Origin of the sequence: Actinokineospora sp. PR83, assembly GCF_021056305.1 — a bacterium.
GTDB lineage: Bacteria > Actinomycetota > Actinomycetes > Mycobacteriales > Pseudonocardiaceae > Actinokineospora > Actinokineospora spheciospongiae.
In genome coordinates, this window is the sequence record NZ_JAJCXD010000070.1 from 1 (window position 1) to 20,202 (window position 20,202).

The 20,202-nt window shown below is 74.1% G+C and carries 18 protein-coding genes, 1 rRNA gene and 1 pseudogene; 1 reads left to right on the forward strand and 19 read right to left on the reverse strand.

The window, feature by feature from the left end; all coding sequences use genetic code 11:
• The 7 genes and pseudogenes from L6E12_RS23235 to xerD all read right to left on the reverse strand — a co-directional run.
• Positions 1-545, reverse strand: a pseudogene (locus tag L6E12_RS23235) (hypothetical protein); the annotation flags it as partial.
• Entirely contained in the window at positions 542-1,372 is an 831-nt protein-coding gene (locus tag L6E12_RS23240; RefSeq protein WP_374201935.1) for a ScpA family protein, read from the reverse strand. The gene L6E12_RS23240 and the pseudogene L6E12_RS23235, both read right to left, overlap by 4 nt.
• Before the next feature lie 5 nt (positions 1,373-1,377).
• The gene (locus tag L6E12_RS23245; RefSeq protein WP_236230047.1) at positions 1,378-1,746 is read right to left on the reverse strand and encodes a hypothetical protein; all 369 of its coding nucleotides are present in this window, start codon (positions 1,744-1,746) and stop codon (positions 1,378-1,380) included.
• Positions 1,743-2,669: a ParA family protein gene (locus tag L6E12_RS23250; protein ID WP_236230048.1), complete on the reverse strand. Its 927-nt coding sequence runs from the start codon at positions 2,667-2,669 to the stop codon at positions 1,743-1,745. The genes L6E12_RS23245 and L6E12_RS23250 overlap by 4 nt, the downstream gene beginning before the upstream one ends.
• Before the next feature lie 89 nt (positions 2,670-2,758).
• The gene (locus tag L6E12_RS23255) at positions 2,759-3,106 is read right to left on the reverse strand and encodes a metalloregulator ArsR/SmtB family transcription factor (protein WP_308075142.1); all 348 of its coding nucleotides are present in this window, start codon (positions 3,104-3,106) and stop codon (positions 2,759-2,761) included.
• A 58-nt stretch (positions 3,107-3,164) separates the two neighbouring features.
• Positions 3,165-4,202: a Gfo/Idh/MocA family protein gene (locus L6E12_RS23260; protein ID WP_236230050.1), complete on the reverse strand. Its 1,038-nt coding sequence runs from the start codon at positions 4,200-4,202 to the stop codon at positions 3,165-3,167.
• A gap of 16 nt (positions 4,203-4,218) precedes the next feature.
• Positions 4,219-5,142 carry a site-specific tyrosine recombinase XerD gene (gene xerD, locus L6E12_RS23265; RefSeq protein WP_236230051.1) on the reverse strand — a complete coding sequence of 308 codons (924 nt, stop codon included), beginning with the start codon at positions 5,140-5,142 and terminating at the stop codon, positions 4,219-4,221.
• A gap of 91 nt (positions 5,143-5,233) precedes the next feature.
• Between xerD and L6E12_RS23270 the strand changes: the two genes are divergently transcribed.
• A complete protein-coding gene (locus tag L6E12_RS23270) occupies positions 5,234-5,743 on the forward strand; it encodes a DUF1707 domain-containing protein (protein WP_236230052.1) in 510 nt (169 codons plus the stop codon).
• A gap of 236 nt (positions 5,744-5,979) precedes the next feature.
• On the opposite strand, the gene L6E12_RS23275 is transcribed toward L6E12_RS23270, so the two are convergent.
• The 12 genes from L6E12_RS23275 to rrf all read right to left on the reverse strand — a co-directional run bounded on the left by L6E12_RS23275 (position 5,980) and on the right by rrf (position 20,151).
• Positions 5,980-6,630: an NUDIX domain-containing protein gene (locus L6E12_RS23275; protein ID WP_374201934.1), complete on the reverse strand. Its 651-nt coding sequence runs from the start codon at positions 6,628-6,630 to the stop codon at positions 5,980-5,982.
• Positions 6,627-8,324: a CTP synthase gene (locus L6E12_RS23280; RefSeq protein ID WP_236230053.1), complete on the reverse strand. Its 1,698-nt coding sequence runs from the start codon at positions 8,322-8,324 to the stop codon at positions 6,627-6,629. Before L6E12_RS23280 ends, L6E12_RS23275 begins: the two co-directional genes overlap by 4 nt.
• A 162-nt stretch (positions 8,325-8,486) precedes the next feature.
• Positions 8,487-9,134 (reverse strand): hypothetical protein, encoded by a 648-nt coding sequence (locus tag L6E12_RS23285; protein WP_236230054.1) that lies wholly within the window; start codon positions 9,132-9,134, stop codon positions 8,487-8,489.
• Between the two features lie 175 nt (positions 9,135-9,309).
• A complete protein-coding gene (locus L6E12_RS23290; RefSeq protein WP_236230055.1) occupies positions 9,310-10,251 on the reverse strand; it encodes a copper transporter in 942 nt (313 codons plus the stop codon).
• Positions 10,248-11,432, reverse strand: coding sequence for a putative cytokinetic ring protein SteA (steA, locus tag L6E12_RS23295; protein WP_236230056.1), 1,185 nt, complete (start codon positions 11,430-11,432; stop codon positions 10,248-10,250). The genes L6E12_RS23290 and steA overlap by 4 nt, the downstream gene beginning before the upstream one ends.
• A gap of 469 nt (positions 11,433-11,901) precedes the next feature.
• Positions 11,902-13,695 (reverse strand): DNA repair protein RecN, encoded by a 1,794-nt coding sequence (gene recN, locus L6E12_RS23300; RefSeq protein ID WP_236230057.1) that lies wholly within the window; start codon positions 13,693-13,695, stop codon positions 11,902-11,904.
• A gap of 87 nt (positions 13,696-13,782) precedes the next feature.
• Complete coding sequence (locus L6E12_RS23305; RefSeq protein WP_236230058.1) at positions 13,783-14,673, reverse strand: NAD kinase; 891 nt, start codon at positions 14,671-14,673, stop codon at positions 13,783-13,785.
• The gene (locus L6E12_RS23310; RefSeq protein WP_236230059.1) at positions 14,670-15,476 is read right to left on the reverse strand and encodes a TlyA family RNA methyltransferase; all 807 of its coding nucleotides are present in this window, start codon (positions 15,474-15,476) and stop codon (positions 14,670-14,672) included. Before L6E12_RS23310 ends, L6E12_RS23305 begins: the two co-directional genes overlap by 4 nt.
• Before the next feature lie 4 nt (positions 15,477-15,480).
• The gene (locus tag L6E12_RS23315; protein WP_236230060.1) at positions 15,481-15,660 is read right to left on the reverse strand and encodes a hypothetical protein; all 180 of its coding nucleotides are present in this window, start codon (positions 15,658-15,660) and stop codon (positions 15,481-15,483) included.
• Between the two features lie 10 nt (positions 15,661-15,670).
• Positions 15,671-16,669, reverse strand: a complete 999-nt coding sequence (locus L6E12_RS23320; protein ID WP_236230061.1) for an HAD-IIA family hydrolase — start codon at positions 16,667-16,669, stop codon at positions 15,671-15,673.
• Positions 16,666-19,941, reverse strand: a complete 3,276-nt coding sequence (locus L6E12_RS23325) for a hypothetical protein (RefSeq protein WP_236230062.1) — start codon at positions 19,939-19,941, stop codon at positions 16,666-16,668. Before L6E12_RS23325 ends, L6E12_RS23320 begins: the two co-directional genes overlap by 4 nt.
• A 93-nt stretch (positions 19,942-20,034) precedes the next feature.
• Positions 20,035-20,151 (reverse strand): 5S ribosomal RNA (gene rrf / locus L6E12_RS23330).
• Between the last annotated feature and the right edge of the window lie 51 nt (positions 20,152-20,202).

The window sequence follows — 20,202 nt, forward strand, 5'->3', positions numbered from 1 at the left end:
CCCACCGGCAGGACGCCCGGCTCCCCCGACTCGGAACGGTCTGCCCGGGCAGGGCTCGGATCGGCGGGCACGGGTGCCTCCGCGTCGGCGCCCGCTCCACCTGACCCCACCGGCAGGACGCCCGGCTCCCCCGACTCGGAACGGTCTGCCCGGGCAGGGCTCGGATCGGCGGGCACGGGTGCCTTCGCCGCAGCGTCGGTGCCCGCCTCGCGCGGTCGCAGCACGGGGGGAACGGCAGGGGCCTTCGTCCTGGTGCGGCGCGTCGGGGCCGCCGTCGCGTTGGCCGCGACGGAGTCCGCGGACGGGGTCCGGGTGTCCTCCCCGGCACCCGGCGGCGCGTCGGCGGTGGCGCGCTCGGCCCGCCCACGCCTGCTGGCAGCACCCTTGCCCGGGGCCGCCGGGGCGGCCTCTGCGTCGCTGCCCGGGGCCGCCGCGGGCGGCTCGGCCGCGTCCGAGTCGGTCCCGGTGGGGGCGAACAGGTTGGCGAGGCGCTCGGCGACCTCGTCGCTGACCCGCAGGTGGTCGTCTTCGGGGGTGTCGGTCACCCGTACTCCTCTTCCTCCCCGGCGGGCGGCGCCACCGCGGCCACGGCCGCGGGGTCCGGCTCGCCGGTCCATTCCACGATCAGCTCGCCGAGCGGGTCCTCCTGCTCGAAGAGGACCGTCGCCTCGCGGTAGAGCTCCAGCAGCGCCAGGAACCTGGCCACGACCTCCAGGGTGTTCTCGCAGTCGGCGACGAGCTGCGCGAACGTGGCCCTGCCCAGTTCGGCCAGGATGAGCCGCAGCTCCCCCGCGGTCTCGCGGACCGACACCTGCCGCTGGTGGATGTGGTCGAGCGACACCGTGGGCGGCGGCTTGGGCCGGAAGACCGCGGCAGCGATCTTGGCGAACCTGTCCGGGTCGACCCCGAGCATCACCTCGGGGATGAGGTCCTGGAAGCGGTCCTCCATGGCCACCGAGCGCGGGTAGCGGCGCAGCGCGGTCGACTCCAGCTCGCCGAACAGGGCCGCGACCTGCTTGTAGGCCCGGTACTGCAGCAGCCGGGCGAACAGCAGGTCCTTGGCCTCCAGCAGCGCCAGGTCGTCCTCGTCGTCGACCTCGCCCTGGGGCAGCAGCCGGGCCGCCTTGAGGTCGAGCAGGGTGGCGGCGACGACCAGGAACTCGGTGGTCTCGTCCAGGCTCCAGTCGTCGCCGAGGGACTTGATGTGGGCGATGAAGTCGTCGGTGACCTGGTGCAGGGCGACCTCGGTGACGTCCATCCGGTGCTGGGAGATCAGTTGCAGCAGCAGGTCGAACGGGCCCTCGAAGTTCGACAGCCGCACCGTGAACTTCCCGCTCGGCTCCTCGGCTGCCGGAGCGGGCGGGTCGACCACGGCGGTCACCGGCGGGGTTCCCGGCGCAGCCTGCGGACCAGCACGGACTCGGCGCCGTGCGCGTCGAGGTCGGCGAGCAGCACCGCGACGGCCTCGCGCACGACCCGGCCGCGGTCGACGGCGACCCCGTGCGCGGCGCGCAGCGCCAGCCGGGCCTGCTCCAGCGCCAGCAGCTCCTCGTCGGAGACGTACACGGTGATCTTCGCGGTGTGCTTCTGCCGGTGCGTGCCCTCCGGCACCTCGAACAGCACCCCGTCGAGCTGGGCGTGGTCGGCCCGGGCCTGGCTCACCACGGCGCGGTCGACCCGCTCGGGTGCCCGCGCGGTGGGGCGGAACAGCTCGGCGGCTCCCGGGAGCGGGGTCCTCCTGGTCACCTGGCGATCACCTCGCGGGCGAGTTGGCGGTACGCCTTGGCCCCGGCCGACCGGGGCGCCCAGGTGGTGATCGGCTCGCCCGCGACGGTGGTCTCCGGGAACCGCACCGTGCGGTTGATGACGGTGTCGAACACGGTCTCGCCGAACGCGTCGACGACCCGGGCCATGACCTCCCGCGAGTGCAGGGTGCGGGGGTCGAACATGGTGGCCAGGATGCCGGTGATGCTCAGTTTGGGGTTCAACCTGTCCTGGACCTTGTCGATGGTGTCGATGAGCAGGGCGACGCCGCGCAGGCTGAAGTACTCGCACTCCAGTGGGATCAGCACCCCGTCCGCGGCGGTGAGCGCGTTCACGGTCAGCAGACCCAGCGAGGGCTGGCAGTCGACGAGGACGTAGTCGTAGTCGGCCAGCACCGGACGCAGGGTCCGCATTAAGGAGTGCTCGCGGCCCACCTCGGACACAAGCTGCACCTCGGCGGCGGACAGGTCGATGTTGCTGGGCAGCAGGTGCAGGTTCTCCACGCAGGTTTCCATGACCACGTCGCGCACCCCGACCGAGCCCTCGATGAGCACGTTGTAGATGGTGCGCTCCAGGTCGTGCGGGGGGATGCCCAGGCCGACCGACAGCGCGCCCTGGGGGTCGAAGTCGACCAGCAGCACCCGCCTGCCGTACTCGGTGAGCGCGGCGCCGAGGTTGATGGTGGACGTGGTCTTGCCGACCCCGCCCTTCTGGTTGCAGACGGCGAGGACCTGCGCCGGACCGTGGACGGCGACCGGCTCGGGTTCGGGTATGTGCCTGCGCGGGCGGCCGGTGGGACCCATGGTGCCCGCGACGGGCGGCTCGTCGATCCCGTCGTCGTCGGAGTCCCTCGGCGCGATGCTGAGCTCCACCCGACGCTGTTCCGAATGCGGAAGTGTCGACATGGCGATCCAGCTCCTTGTCGCCTGCGGTGCTGACCACCGCAGCGTAAGGGGGCGGCCGTTGGCCTCCAACACGGCTCGCCGCCCGCGAGTCAAGCGTTTGCCGCAGCGCGGTCGGGTGGTCGGCCCGCGGATTCGGCGCCCGGGCCCGCGAGGGCGCCGAGGACGGCCCCGATCAGGCCGGGGAACAGCTCGTCCAGCTCGGCGCGGCGCAGCGACAGCCACCGCTGGTTGCCGTCCGGGCGGGTGTGGGTGACCCCGGCCCGCCGCAGCACCCGCAGGTGCTGCGACAGGGTCGACTTGGCCACGGAGACGTCCAGGTCGCCGCAGGACAGCTCACCGGCGCCCGCGAGCTGGGCGAGGACGGCGAGCCGGGTGGGGTCGCTGAGCGCGTGCAGCACCTCGGGCAGTCGGACCTGGTCGCTCCTCGGCTCGTCCACGCCGACCACAGTACGACCCGGCCGGAACCCGGGGCGGCCTCGACCTGATCGGGGGCGCTCAGCCGTCGGCGGGGAACCGGGCGCCGACGGCCAGCCGGGCCCGGTCCATCAGGCCCATGATCGCCACCGTGTCGGCGTGCGGGACCAGCGGGCTCTCCGCCAGCCCGGCGCGCAGGCAGCGGGCGACCTCGGCGAACTGCGGCCGGTACCCGTTGCCCTCGACCGGCGCGGTGAGCTCCTCCTCCACGCCGTCGCGCGGCGACCCGACGTGCACCAGCAGCGACGTGGGGCGGAACAGCGGCCTGCGGAAGGTCAGCCAGCCGCCGGTCCCGACGACGGTCGCCTCGCACGGGCTGAACGCCTCCACGGTGCAGGAGACGTTCGCGTACCGGCCGTCGGCGTAGCTCCACAGCATGGCGACGGTGGAGTCCGACCCGGTGGGCGAGCGGCGGCCGGTGGCCACGACGTCGTCCGGTGCGCCGAGGAACAGCCACGGGAAGATGGCGGCGTAGACGCCCAGGTCGAGCAGGGCGGACCCGCCCGCGGCCAGGTCGAACAGCCGGTGCGCCGGGTCGTAGTCGAACGCCCAGCCGTGGTCGGCGGTGACCGAGACGACCTCACCGATGGTGCCCGCGGCGACGATCTCCTGGGCCCGGCGGACCAGCGGGTGCAGCCGGGTCCACATGGCCTCCATGCAGAACACGCCGCGCGCGCGGGCGGCCTCGACGACCTCGCGGGCCTGCCGCTCGGTCAGGGTGAACGCCTTCTCCACCAGCACCGGCTTGCCCGCCTCGACGGCCAGCAGCGCGTGCTCGTGGTGCTGGCCGTGGGTGGTGGCGACGTAGACCACGTCCACGTCGGGGTCGGCGACGAGTTCGGCGTAGGACCCGTACGCGGTGGGGGCGCCGAGGGTCTCGGCGAGCGCCCTGGCGCGGCCGAGGTCGCGGGCCCCGACGGCGTGGACGGTGTTGTCCGGGGTGTCGCGCAGGTCGGCGCCCGCGGCGCCCGCGATGACCCCGGCCCCGAGGATCCCCCAGCGGACCGGACCGTCGTGGGTCAGCGGTGTGGACAGCGGTGTTGACGTTGGTGTTGGCACGGCACCGAGTCTGCCGTCACCGGATCGCGCGCGGGTGGGCGGTGGCGTACACCTCGCGCAGGGTCGTGACCGTGACCAGGGTGTAGATCTGGGTCGTGGTCACCGACGCGTGGCCGAGGAGTTCCTGCACCACCCGCACGTCCGCGCCGCCCTCGATCAGGTGGGTGGCGAAGGAGTGGCGCAGCGTGTGCGGGGAGACGGCCACGGTGATGCCCGCCTGCTCGGCGGCCACCCGGAGGGTGGTCCACGCGCTCTGCCGCGACAGCCTGCCGCCGCGCAGGTTGAGGAAGACCGCGGGCGTGCCCCGGCCGCGGGCGGCCAGGTCGGGGCGGGCCCGCACCAGGTACGCGTCCAGGGCGTCGAGGGCCGGGCGGCCGATGGGCACCAGCCGCTGCTTGCCGCCCTTGCCGTCGAGCCGCACGACCCGCTCCACCGCGTCGACGTCGTCGAGGTCGAGCCCGACGGCCTCGGAGATGCGGGCGCCGGTGGAGTACAGCAGCTCCAGCAGGGCGCGGTCGCGCAGCCCGCCGGGGCCGTCGCCGGGCGGGGTGTCGAGCAGGCGGAGCACGTCGTCGACCGGCAGCGCCTTGGGCAACCGGCGCGGCGGGGTGGGGGGTTTGACCTCGCGGGCGGCGTCGGTCTCGGTCAGCCCCTCCAGCACGGCGAAGCGGTGCAGCCCGCGCACGGCCACCAGGGCCCGGGCCGCGGAGGACGCGGCCAGCGGCGGGTGCTCCGCGTCGCCCTCCCGCAGCGCCGCGAGGAACCCGGACACGTGCTGCTCGCGCACCTCGCCGAGGTCGGTGACGCCGAGGGCGGCGAGGTGGTCGAGGTAGCGCAGCAGGTCGCGGGTGTAGCCGTCGAGGGTGTTCGCCGAGGTGCCCCGCTCGACGGCGAGGTGGTCGAGGTAGGTGCGCAGGACCGGTTCGGGGGCGGCGGACACCGGGCGGATGCTAGTGGCCGGGGGTGCGCCCGAGAGGTCGACGCGCGCGAAACCACCGGGCGGCCGGACGCGTCCGAGTACCGTGACACCCGTGAGCCAACCTGCCGACCCCGACGCCGTCCGCATCGGCAACCTCGAGCGCGAGGACGCGATGCGGATCCTGGGCGAGCACTTCACCGCGGGCCGCCTCCAGGTCGACGAGTACGACCAGCGGGTCAACCAGGCCACCGCCGCCACCACCCGCGCCCACCTGCGGGTCCTGTTCACCGACCTGCCCGCCCCGTACCCGCCGTTCATGGCGCCGCCGGTCTGGTCCGCCCCGCCCCCGCGCCCGGTCGGCGCACCCCCGGGCGCCATCCCGGTGTACCCCGGCCTGGCCCCCCGGCACGACCTGGGGGTGTCGGACAAGTCGAAGGTCGTGGCGGGCATCCTGCAACTGATCACGCCGTTCGGCCTGGGCCGCTTCTACATCGGCCACACCGGCGTCGGCATCGCCCAGTTGCTCACCTGCGGCGGCTTCGGCATCTGGACCCTGGTCGACGGCATCGTGCTCCTGGTCAACGGCGGCACCGACGGCTACGGCAGGCGCCTGCGCGACTGACCGGCACCACCGCGCGGGCCGGTCGTCGGGCGACAGCCCGAACGACCGGCCCGGCGCCGGTCCCGTGGTCTAGGCCGTGTTTCGGAAGTCCCGTTCGATGAGAGTCGTGATCGGGGTGGTTCCTGGCGGTGCGGGAGGAGGGCGCCGATACCGGGGTTGTATCGGTGTCCTCCTCCCGTGCCGCCAGGGGCCGCATCCGGCGCGGCTATCGCGAACACGGGCTTTCGAAACGCGGCCTAGTCCTCCTGGCGGGCACCGAAAGCAGTCGACCGACCCGGCCACGGCGCGTCCGCGAGCCGAGGCGGCGCGGCACCGGAGTCCACCGCCAGCGCCGCCAACACCCCCGCCACCGCGGAAGCGTTCACGATCTCCCCACCCAGGGTCATCCGCACAGCCTCCGCGAGCGGGAAGCGCCGGGTGACGATGTCGGCCTCCTCCTCGCCCATCTCCACCCGGGTGACCTCGGAGAGCCCGGTGGCCAGGTACACCCGCACCGCCTCGTCGGTGAACCCGGGCGACGCGGCGACGTCGACGAGCACCGACCAGTCGGCGGCCTCCAGGCCGACCTCCTCGACCAGCTCCCGCTTCGCCGCCGCCAACGGGTCCTCCCCGTCGTGGTCGACCAGGCCCGCGGGCAGCTCCCACAGCCGCTCGCCCACCGGGTGCCGGTACTGGCGGATCAGCACCACCCGGCCGTCGTCGTCGAGGGCGACCACGGCGACCGCGGGCAGGTGCTCGACGACCTCGCGCCGGGCGGTGCCGCCGCCGGGCATCCGGACCTCGTCGACCCGCAGCGCCAGGATCTTGCCGACGTGCACGTCCCGCGACGACACCACCTCGAACGCGTGCCGGGTGCTGTCGTCCAGTTCCGAGTCAGGGGTGTTCACGCTGAAACCGGCTCCTTGTCACCGAGGTCGACGGGCAGCCGACCGGCCCTCAGGTACCCCACGGCCGCCTTGATGAACCCGGCGAAGAGCGGGTGCGGGCGGGTGGGCCTGCTCTTGAGCTCCGGGTGCGCCTGGGTGGCCACGAAGAACGGGTGCACCTCCGGCGCCAGCTCGATGAACTCCACCAGCCGACCGTCCGGGGAGGTGCCGGAGAACACGACACCGGCCTCGGCCAGCCGGTCGCGGTAGGCGTTGTTGACCTCGTAGCGGTGCCGGTGCCGCTCGGAGACCTCCCGCTCCCCGTACACCGAGGCGACGACCGACCCCGGGGTCAGGCTGGCCGGGTAGGCGCCGAGGCGCATGGTGCCGCCCATGTCGCGCTCACCCGCCACCACGTCCTCCTGGTCGGCCATGGTGGAGATCACCGGGTGCGCGGTGGTGTCGTCGAACTCCGCGGAGTCGGCGTCGGCGATGCCCGCCAGCGACCGCGCGGTCTCGATCACCATGCACTGCAACCCCAGGCACAGGCCCAGGATGGGGATCTTGTTGACCCGCGCGTGGGTGATGGCGCCGATCTTGCCCTCGATGCCGCGCACGCCGAACCCGCCGGGGATCAGCACACCGTCCACACCGGACAGGGCGGCGGCCGCACCGGCCGGGGTCGCGCAGGTGTCCGAGGCCACCCAGACGACCTCGACCTTCGCCCGGTTGGCGAAGCCGCCCGCGCGCAGCGCCTCGGTGACCGACAGGTACGCGTCGGGCAGGTCGACGTACTTGCCGACCAGGGCGACGCGGACCGTCTCCTGCGGCTTGTGCACCCGGTCGAGCAGGTCGCCCCACACCGTCCAGTCCACGTCGCGGAAGGGCAGGTCGAGCTTGCGCACCACGTAGGCGTCGAGGCCCTCGCCGTGCAGCACCTTGGGGATGTCGTAGATGGACCGGGCGTCCACCGCGGCCACCACCGCGTCGGTGTCCACGTCGCACATCAGCGCGATCTTGCGCTTGAGCCCGTCGGGGATCTCGCGGTCGGCGCGGCAGACGATGGCGTCGGGCTGGATGCCGATGTTGCGCAGCGCGGCCACCGAGTGCTGGGTGGGCTTGGTCTTCAGCTCCCCCGACGGCGCCAGGTACGGCACCAGGGACACGTGCAGGAAGAAGATGTTGTCCCGGCCCACGTCGTGGCGGACCTGCCGGGCGGCCTCCAGGAACGGCAGCGACTCGATGTCGCCCACGGTCCCGCCGACCTCGGTGATCACCACGTCCGGGGCGCCGCCGGACTCGTCCGGGGCGGCCATGGCCAGGATCCGGGACTTGATCTCGTCGGTGATGTGCGGGATCACCTGCACGGTGTCGCCGAGGTACTCCCCGCGCCGCTCCTTGGCGATCACCGCCGAGTACACCTGCCCGGTGGTGACGTTGGCGGTGCCCGCGAGGCTGCGGTCGAGGAAGCGCTCGTAGTGCCCGATGTCGAGGTCGGTCTCGGCCCCGTCGTCGGTGACGAACACCTCACCGTGCTGGAACGGGTTCATCGTCCCGGGGTCGACGTTGAGGTACGGGTCGAGCTTCTGCATCGTGACCCGCAGGCCGCGGGAGGTGAGGAGCTGGCCGAGGCTGGAGGCGGTGAGGCCCTTGCCCAGCGAGGAGGCGACGCCTCCGGTGACGAAGACGTGCTTGGTCGTGCGCGCGTGCTGCACCAACGAGGCTCCCCGTGGTCGATCAGTTGGGCCGACCTGGAGGTCGGTCTGCTGGCGGTGGGCGGAAGCACCACACCGGTCCACGGGGTTTCACGATAACACCAGGGTGGCGGACCGCCACCCACCGGACCCGGCGCCCCGGGTCCGGTGGGCGCGCCCGGATCAGGGGGTCGGCGCGCAGGCGGTCGCGCCGACGACCACGTCACCGGACATCCCGGAGCCGGGCTGGAACCGCAGGTGCAGCATGTTCAGCGCGATGCCGCCGCCGCGGGACAGGACGACCTCGTTGAAGGTGGCGGTGGCGAGCAGGCCGCCGTCGCCGCGGATCTCGCGGACGTAGTCGCGCGGCACGGGGCTGGGCAGGCCGGTCACCCCGGCGAGGCCGCCGACGGCCCAGCCGACGGCGGAACCGTCCCGGGTGGCCGTGCAGGTGACCCGGTAGTCGGTGATCACGATCCGCGGGCCGCCGGAGGCGATCAGCGCGGACAGCTCGAACCGGTCGCCGGTGGACTCGGACTTGGTCGTGGTGACGGAGTGCGCCGGGTCGACGACGGTGGTGGTGCAGGTGGAGGTCACGCCGTCGAACTCGACCCCGCCCTGGGTGATCGTGCCGGACGTGGCCGAGGTCGGGCCGGTCACCGCGCACCGCGCGACCTCGGGGATGGTGGTGCGCACGCCCGCCCTGGTGAACGCCGCCGAACCGCCGGAGGCCACCCCGGGCGGGGTGGCGGCCAGCGCGGGGGCCGCACCCGCGGTCACCCCGACCGCCAGCGCCGCCGCGACGAACCCGAGTCGTGCCTTGCCTGTCATCTACCGCTCCCTTGTGGCCGGTGGCGGGGGGACTCCGCCACCGGCACCATCGGCGGCGCGGGCCGGGACATGACCGACCCACCACCGGTCCCACCCGTACGGAACACACCTTCCCCCGGACGGGGAGGACCGCGGTGACACCCGGCCACCCCGTCACCCGCCCGGGGAGCCGCGACTACTCGACGGGCGCACCGGGCGCGGCGGCCTGCGCGTTGCCCCCGGTGCCGTAGCGGCCCGCCCTCTCCGCGAGCTGCTCGGCCAGCGCCAGCACGACCACCGCCCGCCCCGCCGGGGTGTCCGCGTTGTCCACAGTGGACAGGATGGAGGTGGCGGCGGTGTCCGCGCGGACCACGCCGACCGCGCCGGTGCCCTCCGCCGAACCCGCCGCCCCCGCCAGCACGGCGCCCGCACCGGAGCGGTCGACCTGGGTGGCGAACCGGGCGACGGTCGCCGCCCGGTCGCCCGCGCCGTCACCGGTGACCTTGCCGCCGGTCAGCACGATCGCCAGTTGCGCGGGTCGCAGGTCGGGCGAGGCCTTGACGAACCCGCCGTCGGTCAGCCCGGCCAGCGCCGCCGCCGACTCCGGCGCGGACACCTGCGGCTGGTTGGTCGCCTTGGAGATCAGCAGCAGCGGCCCGAGCAGGCCACCGGCGAGCGTGCCCGGGTCGGTCGCCGTCGGCAGTTGCACCCCGGCGGGCAGCAGCCGGGTCACGATGTCCTTCACTTCGTCGGCGCGCGCCTGGTCGGCGAAGGCGTCGGTGAGCTGGAGCTCACCGGTGACCGCGGCCCCGGCGGCGGTCAGCAGGCCCTTGAGGGAGTCGCGGTCACCGGGGCGGGCGTCGGCGGTGGTCACGATGACCACCGTGCGCTGGTCCAGCGCGCCCTTCACCGCCAGCGGCCCCACGGTGGCGGCGAAGGAGTCGGCGTCGTCGAGGCGGGCGCCGAGCGCGTTGCGCTGCTCCTCCAACCGCGACACCTCGCCGCCGAGGTCGTTGTTCTCGGTGTTGAGCCCGGACAGCAGGGTGCGGCTCAGCGTGGTCGACCCGAGCACCACCCCCACGGCCAGCGCCAGGAAGACGGCGGCGATCGAGACGATGTGGTAGCGCAGCGAGATCACGAGAACAGCCCCTCGAACCAGGTGACGGACGACTGCCAGGTGCGCAGCACCCAGCCGGTGTAGGCCTCGGCGACCCCGGACACCGCCACCGCGGCCCCGATCGCCACCAGGGCGGCCACGACGAGCAGCAGCACCGCCCACACCGACACCCGGCTGCGGTGCAGCGTCGCCACCGCCTTGGCGTCGACGAGCTTGCTGCCCAACCGCAACCGGGTCAGGAAGGTCGACGGGTTCGACCCGGACCGCCCCCGGTCCAGGAACTCCCGCAGCGTCGCCTGGAACCCCACGGTGACCACCAGGTTCGCCCCGTGCACGTCGACCAGCAGCAGCGCCAGGTCCTCGGCGTTGCCGGACGCGGGGAAGGTCACCGCGCCGATGCCCAGGTCCTGCACCCGTTCCAGGCCCGGGGCGTGCCCGTCGACCTGGGCGGGCACGATCACCTCGGCCCCGCTGCGCAGGGTCTCGGTGGAGATGCCGTCCGGGTCGCCGACGACCACGTGCGGGGTGTGCCCGGCCTTGCGCAGCACGTCGGCGCCGGACTCCACCCCCACCAGCACCGGCCGGTGCTCCCCGATGTACCGCTTGAGCTGCTTGAGGTCCGCCACGTGCCCGTTGCCCGGGGCCACCACCAGCACCTGCCGGTCGCGCACCGGCGTCCGCAGCTCGGGCACCCCCACCCCCTCCAGGATGAGCGACCGCTCCCGCCGCAGGAACTCGATCGTGTTGGCGGAGAACGCCTCAAGCTGCGCCGACATCCCCGCCTTCGCCTCGATCATCTGGTCGGCGATGGTCGAGGCGGTCTGCTGGACCCCCCGGGCCACCTCCTTGTCCCCGGCGTAGACGACCCCCTCGTGCAACCGGAGCGCACTGCCCTCCCGGATCGCCCGCAGCGCGTCCTGCCCCACGTCATCGATCAACGGGACCCCGGCCTCGACCAACACCTCCGGCCCCATGTTCGGAAACCGCCCACTGATCGACGGCGACGCGTTGACCACCCCGACCACCTGCGCCTCCACCAGCGCGGCGGCGGTCGCCCGGTCGAGGTCCAACTGGTCGAGCACGGCGACGTCCCCGTGGGACACCCGGCGGACCAGGTCGGTCGTCCGCCGGTCCACCCGGGCGATCCCGGTGACCCCGGGCAGGGACGGCTGGGATCGGCTGAGGAGACCGGAGCGCTTCATGGGGGCGATGGTGGCGGACGACCCGGCATCCGTCGGGCTGCCACGCCGGGCTTTCCCGCACGCCAGTCCATGGTGGACCGACCGGTGCCCGGATTTGCGACGGCGCGTGCTTTTCTTTCACCCGTTCGGGTTTGGGACCGTTCCCGGTCGGGTGGCCGCTGTGGTCGCCTGTGGACAGATCCGACTTTGCCCGCTGTTTCTGTCGGTGCGCTGCGGTTGGATTGATTCGGGGGCTTCTTGTGCAGGGTTGTGGATGGCTGCTTGACACGTTCGGCCTTCTGCCTGCGCGCTCTGGTCGGGTTGGTTCGACGGCCTGCTTGGCGCGGTTCTGCCGCGTGCGGGTGCTTCACCACATGGCTGCACATGCCCGCCATTCAAGCCGTCGCACGTGTCCACCCCAGGCCCGAACACACCACCGCCCGGGTCCGCGAAGCGTGGCTTCACGGACCCGGGCGGTGGGCAGGACCGATCAGGCGCGCTTGCGGCGGGACGGTCGGGGCTTGCCCGTGAGTTCCCAGTCGTGCTTCTCGCCCTCGGCGAGGGCGAGGAGTTCCTCCGCGTGGGCGCGGCCGGTTTCGGTGGACTCCATGCCCGCCAGCATCCGGGCGAGTTCCACCACCCGGTTGCCCTCGTCCAGGGTGCGGACGTCGCTGCGGGTGACGCCGCCCCGCATGCCCTTGTCCACGATCAGGTGGCGGTCGGCGAAGGCGGCGACCTGGGCGAGGTGGGTGACCACGATGACCTGGTGGCTGCGGGCCAGGCGGGCCAGGCGGCGGCCGATCTCCACCGCCGCCCGACCGCCCACACCCGCGTCAACCTCGTCGAAGACGAGGGTGGGAACCGGGTCGGAGTGGGCGAGGACGACCTCGATGGCCAGCATCACCCTGGACAGCTCACCGCCGGAGGCGCCCTTGTGGATGGGGAGGGGGTGGGCACCGTCGTGGGCGACGAGCAGGATCTCCACCTCGTCGACCCCGCCGGTGCCCGCGTGCAGGAGGGTGCCGTTGACCTCCAGGGCCAGCGGGTCGTTCGCGTCGGTGGGGCGGGGGCGGACGCTGATCTGGAGGCTGGACTGGCCCATGGCCAACCCGCCCAGCTCGTCCGTCACGGCCTTCGCCAGGGCCTCGGCCGCCTCGGTGCGGGCGGCGGTCAGGCCGGTGGAGATCTCCGCCAGCTCCACCGCCAGGGCCGAGCGGCGGGCGGCCAGCTCGGCGAGGGCCTCCTCCGAGGTGTCCATGCCCGCCAGCTTCTCCACCGCGTCCCGCGCCCAGGCCAGCACACCGTCGACGTCGGCGGCGTACTTGCGGGTGAGGGCCTTCAGCTCGGCCTGGCGGGCCAGGACCTGCTCCAGCACCGCCGGGTCGGCGTCCAGGCTCTCCAGGTACGCCGTCAGCTCGGCGCCGACGTCGGTCAGCAGGACCGCCGCCTCGGCCAGGCGGGGCTCCAGCTCGCGCAGCCGGGGGTCCTCGGAGGCGGCCAGGCGGCGCTGGGCCTCCCCGATCAACCCCAGGGCACCGGGGACGTCCGGGTCGCCGTCGGGGGAACCGGAGACGGCGTAGGAGGCGCCGGTGGCACCCTCGCGCAGTTGGTCGGCGTCGGCGAGGCGGCGGGCGCGCTCGACCAGCTCGGTGTCCTCACCGGGCTGCGGGTCGATCGCGGTGATCTCCTCCACGCCCAGGCGCAGGACCTCGGACTCGCGGGCGAGCTCCTTCGCCCGGTTCGTGCGGTCGGCCAGCTCGGTCGACACCGAGATCCACTCGTCGCGGACGCGCTGGTAGGCCGAGAGGGCCTCGTGGACGTCCTCACCGGCGAAGCGGTCGATGACGGCGCGCTGCTCGGCGGAGCGCAGCAGGCGTAGCTGGTCGTTCTGCCCGTGCACGGCGATCAACTGCTCGGCCAGCTCGCCGAGCACGCCGACCGGAACCGACCGGCCGCCCAGGTGGGCCCGGGACCGGCCGTCGGTGCTGATGCTGCGCAGCGCTATCAGGCTGCCGTCGTCCTCCGGTTCTGCTCCCGCGTTGCCCGCGACGGTGGCGGCGGGGGACCCGGTGAGCCCCTCGAACCGCCCCTCGACCACGGCCTTGGACTTCCCGCTGCGGACCCGCGACGCCTCGCCCCTGCCACCGGAGAGCAGGTGCAACCCGGTGACGACCATCGTCTTGCCCGCACCGGTCTCCCCGGTCACCACGGTGAAACCGGGGTGGAGCTCGAGCGTGGCCTCATCGATGACGCCGAGGTCCTGGATGCGCATCTCGGCTAGCACAGAGCGCACCCTAGCGGTTGGGACCGTCAGACGGCAGGCTCGCACCCCACAGCCGGGCCGAACACCGGGTCGGGCACGTGGGCGGGGTCACCGCGAGCGCCACCCGTGCACCGGCAGGTCGAACTTGTCGACCAACCGGTCGGTGAAGTGCTCGTCGCCCAGGCGGACCAGCCGGACCGGGGTGCGCCCGCCCCGGACCTCGATCCGCGCCCCCGGCGGGATCTCCACCGTGCGGCGGCCGTCGCAGCACAGCACGGCCTCGTGGCCCTCCGGGTCGACCTCGATCGCCACCCGCGAGTGCGGGCTGACGACCATGGGCCGGGAGAACATGGCGTGCGCGTTGCTCGGCACCACCAGCATGGCCTGCACGTCCGGCCACACGATCGGCCCGCCCGCGGAGTAGGCGTACGCGGTGGACCCGGTGGGCGTCGCGCACAGCACCCCGTCGCAGCCGAAGGACGACACCGAGCGGCCGTCGACCTCGATCAGCACGTCCAGGATCCGCTCCCGGCTGCTCTTCTCCACGCTGGCCTCGTTGAGCGCCCAGGTGTCGGCCACCACCACGCCGTCGACGGTGGCGGTGACGTCGACCGTCATCCGCTCCTCCACCCGGTAGGTCTGCTCGACGACGCGCTGCACGGCGTCCTCCAGCGCGTCCGACTCCGCCTCGGCCAGGAACCCCACCCGGCCCAGGTTCACCCCCAGCACCGGCACCCCGGTCGCGTGCGCCAGCTCGGCGGCGCGCAGGAACGTGCCGTCACCGCCGAGGACGAACACCAGCTCCGCGCCCTCCGCGGCCTTGGGCCCCACCGGCACCACCCGGCTGTAGCAGGACGGGTCCAGGTCGGGTGCCTCGCTCTCCAGCACCCGCAGCAGCACCCCGGCCGACCCGAACCACCCCGCCACCTTCTCGGCGGTGCGCCGGTTCTCGGTGCGACCGGTGTGCACGACCAGCAGGATCTCCCGTGCAGGGCTCATTGCGGACCTTCCCGGACAGCGGTCTCCACCAGCTCGGCGGCCACCTCGGCCGCCAACGGCTCGCCCCGGCGCAGCCAGGCGAAGTACTCGACGTTGCCCGCGGGCCCCGGCAGCGGGCTGGCCGCGACCCCGTGCACCCGCAGGCCCGCCTCACCGGCGGCGCGCAGGACGGTGCGCACGGCGTCGGCGCGGTCCGCCGGGTCGCGCACGACCCCGCCCGCGCCCAGCCGCTCCTTGCCCACCTCGAACTGCGGCTTGATCATCGGGATGACGTCGGCGTCGTCGGTGGCGCAGGCGGCCAGCGCGGGCAGCACCAGCCGCAGCGAGATGAACGACAGGTCCGACACGACCATGTCCGCCGCCCCGCCGATGCCCTCCGGGCTGATCTCGCGGGCGTTCGTCTTGTCCATGATCACCACGCGGTCGTCGGTCTGCAACCGCCACACCAGCTGCCCCCGGCCCACGTCGACCGCCACCACCTGCCGCGCCCCCCTGCGCAGCAGCACGTCGGTGAACCCGCCGGTGGAGGCGCCCGCGTCCAGGCAGCGCTTGCCGTCCGGGGACAGGCCGAACGCGTCCAGCGCGCCGATGAGCTTGTGCGCGCCGCGCGAGGCCCAGTTCGGGTCGTCCACCACCTCGCGCACGACCAGCGCGGCACCGGTCTCGACACCGGTGGCGGGTTTGGTGGCCACGGTCCCGTGCACGGTCACCCGGCCGTCGGCGATCAACTGCGACGCGTGGTCGCGGGAGCGGGCCAGCCCGCGGCGGACCAGCTCGGCGTCCAGTCGCGCCCTCCTGGGCACCGGCTCAGACCTTGTCGATGGAGGCGAGCGCGGCGGTCAGCGCCACGTGCACGGCGTCGAACCGGGCCACGTGCTCGTCGACCGGCAACCGGTCGAGCCCGTCGAGCCCGGCCACGGCGTCGGCGATGGCCTCGTCGCTGACCGGCGGGAGCCCGGGAGGGCCGGGAAGTGGAGCTGGGTGCACGGGCCCCACGCTAGCCGATGCGGAGACCGAGGGTGGTGAGGGCGGCGGCCGCGGCGGGGTCCGGGTGCAGCGACGGCACGTCGCCGCCCGCCGCCCAGCACGCGGCGCACAGGGTGCGCAGGAGGTCGAGCGGATCACCGCCACCGGTGATCGCGGCCCGGCCGCCGTCGACGGTCACGGCCCACCCGGGCCGGGCCCGGATCGCCAGCTCGTCCGCGGGCCGCTCGAACGCGGTCAGGTCGGCCGCGACGTAGGTGGGGCGCTCGTGCGGCCCGGCGGCCAGGAGGTCCGCGGCGGTGGCGACCCCGGTGAGCACCAGCAGCGAGTCGACCCCCGCGCTGACCGCGCCCTCGATGTCGGTGTCGAGCCGGTCGCCGACGACCAGCGGGCGCGCGGCACCCGCGGAGCGGATCGACTGGTCCATCAGCGGGGTGGCGGGCTTGCCCGCCACCTCCGGCTCGTGGTCGGTCGCCACGCGCAGGGCGTGCACCAGCGAACCGTTGCCGGGGAGCAGACCGCGGTCGGTCGGGAGCGTGCGGTCGACGTTGCACGCCACCCAGAACGCCCCCGCCCGGATCGCCAGCGCCGCCTCGGCCAGGTCCTCCCAGGTCATCTTGGGCGCGAGGCCCTGGCAGACGCCCTTGACGTCGGCGGAGAACCCGCGCACGGGCGTGAGGCCCGCGGCGGTGACCTCGTCGGCGAGGGCCTCGGTGCCCAGGACCAGCACGTGGTCCCCGGGCGCCAACCGGCCCCGCAGGACCGCGGCCGCCGCCTGCGCGCTCGTGGACACCTCGGCGACGTCGGCCCGCACCGCCATGCCCCGCAGGTGCTCGGCGACGGTCTCCGGGGCCCGGGAGGCGTTGTTCGTCACGAACCGGACGGCGACACCCGCCGCATGGGCGCGGTCCACGACCTCGGCCGCGGCGGGCAGGGCCTGCCCGCCGCGGTAGACGGTGCCGTCGAGGTCGAACAGCAGGGCGTCGTAGCGGTCGAGCAGGCCGTCGCTCATCGGTTCTCCGGCTGACCCGCGGTCCGGTCCTCGGTGCCCCCGGGGTTGCCGGGGTGGTCGTCGCCGTCGAGGAGGTCGCTGCCCTGGGGCAGGTCGCTCTCCGGGGCGCCGGTGTCCTGCGGCAGGGCGTCGGCGGCGCCCGCCCGGGGCCCGTCGTCGGTCGAGCTGCCGGAGAGGTCGTCGCCGGGGGTGGCGGTGTCCTCGGCGGTGTCGCCGTGCGGGGTGGCGGGCTCGGTGGCCGCGTCCTCGGGGCGGCTGCCCGCCGGGCTGCCGTCGAGCAGGTCTTCGGCGGCGGTGGTCACGGGCTGGTCGCCTTGGGGGAGGTTGTCACCGTCGAGGAGGTCGCTGCCCTGGGGCAGGTCGTCTCCTGCCGGGAGGTCGCTCCCGCTCGGGAGGTCCGCGGTCGCGGCTTCGCCGCCCGGACCACGGCTGTCGGAGGCGGCGCCGGGGATGACGGCGTCCTCGATGGTGTGGCCGGTGCGGTCGGTGGCCACGGGGGCGTCGTCGGCGTCGTCCTCGATCTCGACGGTTTCACCGGGGAGGGCGGCGGCGATCTCGGACTCGTCGGCACCGAGGGCGAAGGCGCGCTCGGCGGCGTCGGTGTCCTCGTCGTCGTCGGCCTGGGCAGCGTTGAGGAACCAGCGGATGGCGTCCTGGTCGCGGCCCGCGGCCTCCAGGTTGTCGGCGTAGGCGTAGAACAGGCGCGCACTCCACGGCTTGCGCACCTTGACGTCGAGGTCGGGGCCCTGCAGTGCGACCACGGCCGCGTCGAGCTGCCCCATGTCCCGGCGGGCGCCCGCGCTGACGATGCGCAGCTCCACGGCCACCTCCGGGTCCAGGTCGGTGCCCGCCTCCCTGGCCAGCTCCAGCGCCCGCTCCGGCCTGCCCAGCGCCCGCTCGCAGTCGGCCATGACGGCGACGTGCGTGTTGCCGCCGCTCATCCGCCGCACCGCGCGCAACTCGGAGAGGGCCTCGGCCCACTCCCCCGCGTGGTAGGCGGTCAACCCGGCCGCCTCCCGCACGATGGCGACCCGGGAGGCGCGCTCCCTGGCGTAGCGGGCGTGCACCAGGGCCCGCGCGGGGTCCTCGTCGATCAGCATGCCCGCCGCCACCAGGTGCCTGCCGACCATCTCGGCCAGCGACTTGGGCAGGCTGCGCAGCCCGGCCCGGGCCTCGACGTCCAGTTGCGAGTAGTCGGCGCCCTCCGGCACCGCCGGTCCGTTGTGGACGGGAGCGACGTCGTCGTCCTTGCGGGGAGCGCGCCGGTCACCGGAGCGCGGCTTGTCGAACTCCTTGCGCGGACGGCGTTCCCGGTCCCGGCTGTCCACCGTGGACGCACTGCTCACCGCACCGGAAGTGGATGCATCTCCGTCCCCGTCGGTGACGCGCTCGCCCTGTGCGGCGGCGCGCTCGTCGGCGGTCGGAGCGGAATCGCCCTGGCGCTCGGCACCCGGGTCACCGTCGACGGCGTCGTCCCCGCGCGGGGAGTCGGCGTCGGAGGTGCGCTGGGGTGCGAGGTCGCGGTCGCCCTCGCGGGGGAGGTCCGCCTCGGGCTTCGAGTCGCGGTTGTCGTCGCGGGGGAAGCCACGGTCGTTGTCGCGCTTCGAGTCGCGGTCGTCGCGGGAGACACTGCGATCGCCGTCCCGCTCGGGGCCGCGGTCGTCGTCACGGCGGAAACCGCGGTCGCTGTCCTGCTTGGGGCCGCGGTCGTCGCGGGAGAAGCTCCGGTCGTCGTCGCGCTTCGGAGCGCGGTCATCGCGGGAGTAACCGCGATTGTCGTCGCGCTTCGGGCCGCGGTTGTCACCGGAGAAGCCGCTGTCGCTGTCACGCTTGGGGCCGCGGTCGTCGTCACGGCGGAAACCGCGGTCGCTGTCACGCTTCGGGCCGCGGTCGTCACGGGAGTAACCACGGTCGTTGTCGCGGCGCGGGTAGCCACCGGTCGGGCGGGAACCGCGGTCGTTGTCGCGGTCGTCGCGGCGGGGGTAGCCGCCGGACTGGGGGCGGTCGTCGCGGCGCGGGGCGCGGTCGTTGTCCCGGGAGGTCGTGCGGTCGTCGCGGCGGGGGTAGCCACCGCCCGTGGGGCGGGAGCCGCGGTCGTCGCGGTTCTGGTAACCGCCGCGGTCGTTGTCGCGGGGCTTGCTGTCGCGGCGGGCGAAGCCGTCGCGGTCGTCGCGGCGATCGTTGTCGCGGTGCGGGTGGGTGCCGGTCGGGCGGGAGCCGCGGTCGTCGCGGCCCTGGTAGCCACCGCGGTCGCCCGAGCGGTACCCGCCGCCGCGGGAATCGCGGTCGGAGGACTTGCCCTGGTAGCCGCCACCACGCGAATCGCCGTCGCCGGACCTGCCCTGGTGACCACCGCTGCGCGAGTCACGGTCACCCGAGCCGCCGCGGTAGCCGCCGCCGGAACCCCGGTCGCTCGAACCGCCGCGGAAGCCGCCGCCGGAACCCCGGTCGCTCGAACCGCCGCGGAAGCCGCCGCCACGGGAATCCCGGTCACCCGAGTTGCCCCGGTACCCGCCGCTGCGGGAATCGCGGTCGCTCGAACCGCCCCGGTAGCCACCGCCGCGCGAGTCGCGGTCGCCGGACGTGCCGTAGCTGCTGCCGCGCGAATCGCGGTCGCCCGAGTTTCCTCGGTACCCGCCGCTGGGACGGGAGTTGCGGTCGCCGGAGTTGCCCCGGTAGCCGCCACCGCGGGAATCGCGGTCGCTTGAGTTGCCGCCATAGCCGCCGCTGCTGCGGGGGCCGCGATCGGTGGAACTGCCGCCGCGTGAGTCGCGGTCCGAGGGGTTGCCCCGGTAGCCGCCAGTGGGACGGGAGTCGCGATCGCCCGAGGTGCCCCGGTAGCCGCCACCCCGGGTGTCGCGATCACCGGAACTGCCGCTGTAGCCCCCACCGCGGGAGTCGCGGTCGCTTGAGGTTCCTCGGTAGCCGCCGCCGCGGGAGTCGCGGTCGCCTGAGTTGCCCCGGTAGCCGCCGCCGCGGGAATCCCGGTCACCGGAGGTGCCTCGGGGGGCGCCTCGGTCGCGGTCGCCGCCAGACTTGAAGCCACCTCGGTCGCGGTCGGTTGAGGTGGGGCGGTAGCCGCCTCGGTCCTGGGGGGACTTGCGATCGTTGGTGCGACCGCCGTCTTGGCCGTCACGGCGCCAGGTCGACGCCCCCGCACTGCTGTCCCGACGGGGAGCGCCCCCGCTGCCTGCCTTGCGGTCCGACCCCGGTCGCCGGTCGTCCCGCCGATCCCCGCCATCGGTACCGCCACGACGCCCGAACTCCGACACGCTGATCCTCCATGCTCATGAAAAAACCGAAGGGACCTGCGGTGGAAACACGGATCTTCACGTGTTCCATCACAGGCCCCTTCGGGAATGATTGTCCGGCGGCGTCCTACTCTCCCACACCCTCACGAGTGCAGTACCATCGGCGCTGGCAGGCTTAGCTTCCGGGTTCGGGATGGGACCGGGCGTTTCCCTGCCGCTATGACCGCCGTAACACTATGAAACTATCCAACCCCGCACCCCACTCCACAGGCATGATGCCGG

What these genes read in the sequence shown, in the direction of transcription:
- L6E12_RS23320 (WP_236230061.1), bottom strand. Translation starts at nt 16,669, where the DNA reads ATGAGCGACGGCCTGCTCGACCGCTACGACGCCCTGCTGTTCGACCTC.
- L6E12_RS23285 (WP_236230054.1), bottom strand. Translation starts at nt 9,134, where the DNA reads ATGACAGGCAAGGCACGACTCGGGTTCGTCGCGGCGGCGCTGGCGGTC.
- L6E12_RS23305 (WP_236230058.1), bottom strand. Translation starts at nt 14,673, where the DNA reads ATGAGCCCTGCACGGGAGATCCTGCTGGTCGTGCACACCGGTCGCACC.
- L6E12_RS23250 (WP_236230048.1), bottom strand. Translation starts at nt 2,669, where the DNA reads ATGTCGACACTTCCGCATTCGGAACAGCGTCGGGTGGAGCTCAGCATC.
- steA (WP_236230056.1), bottom strand. Translation starts at nt 11,432, where the DNA reads ATGAAGCGCTCCGGTCTCCTCAGCCGATCCCAGCCGTCCCTGCCCGGG.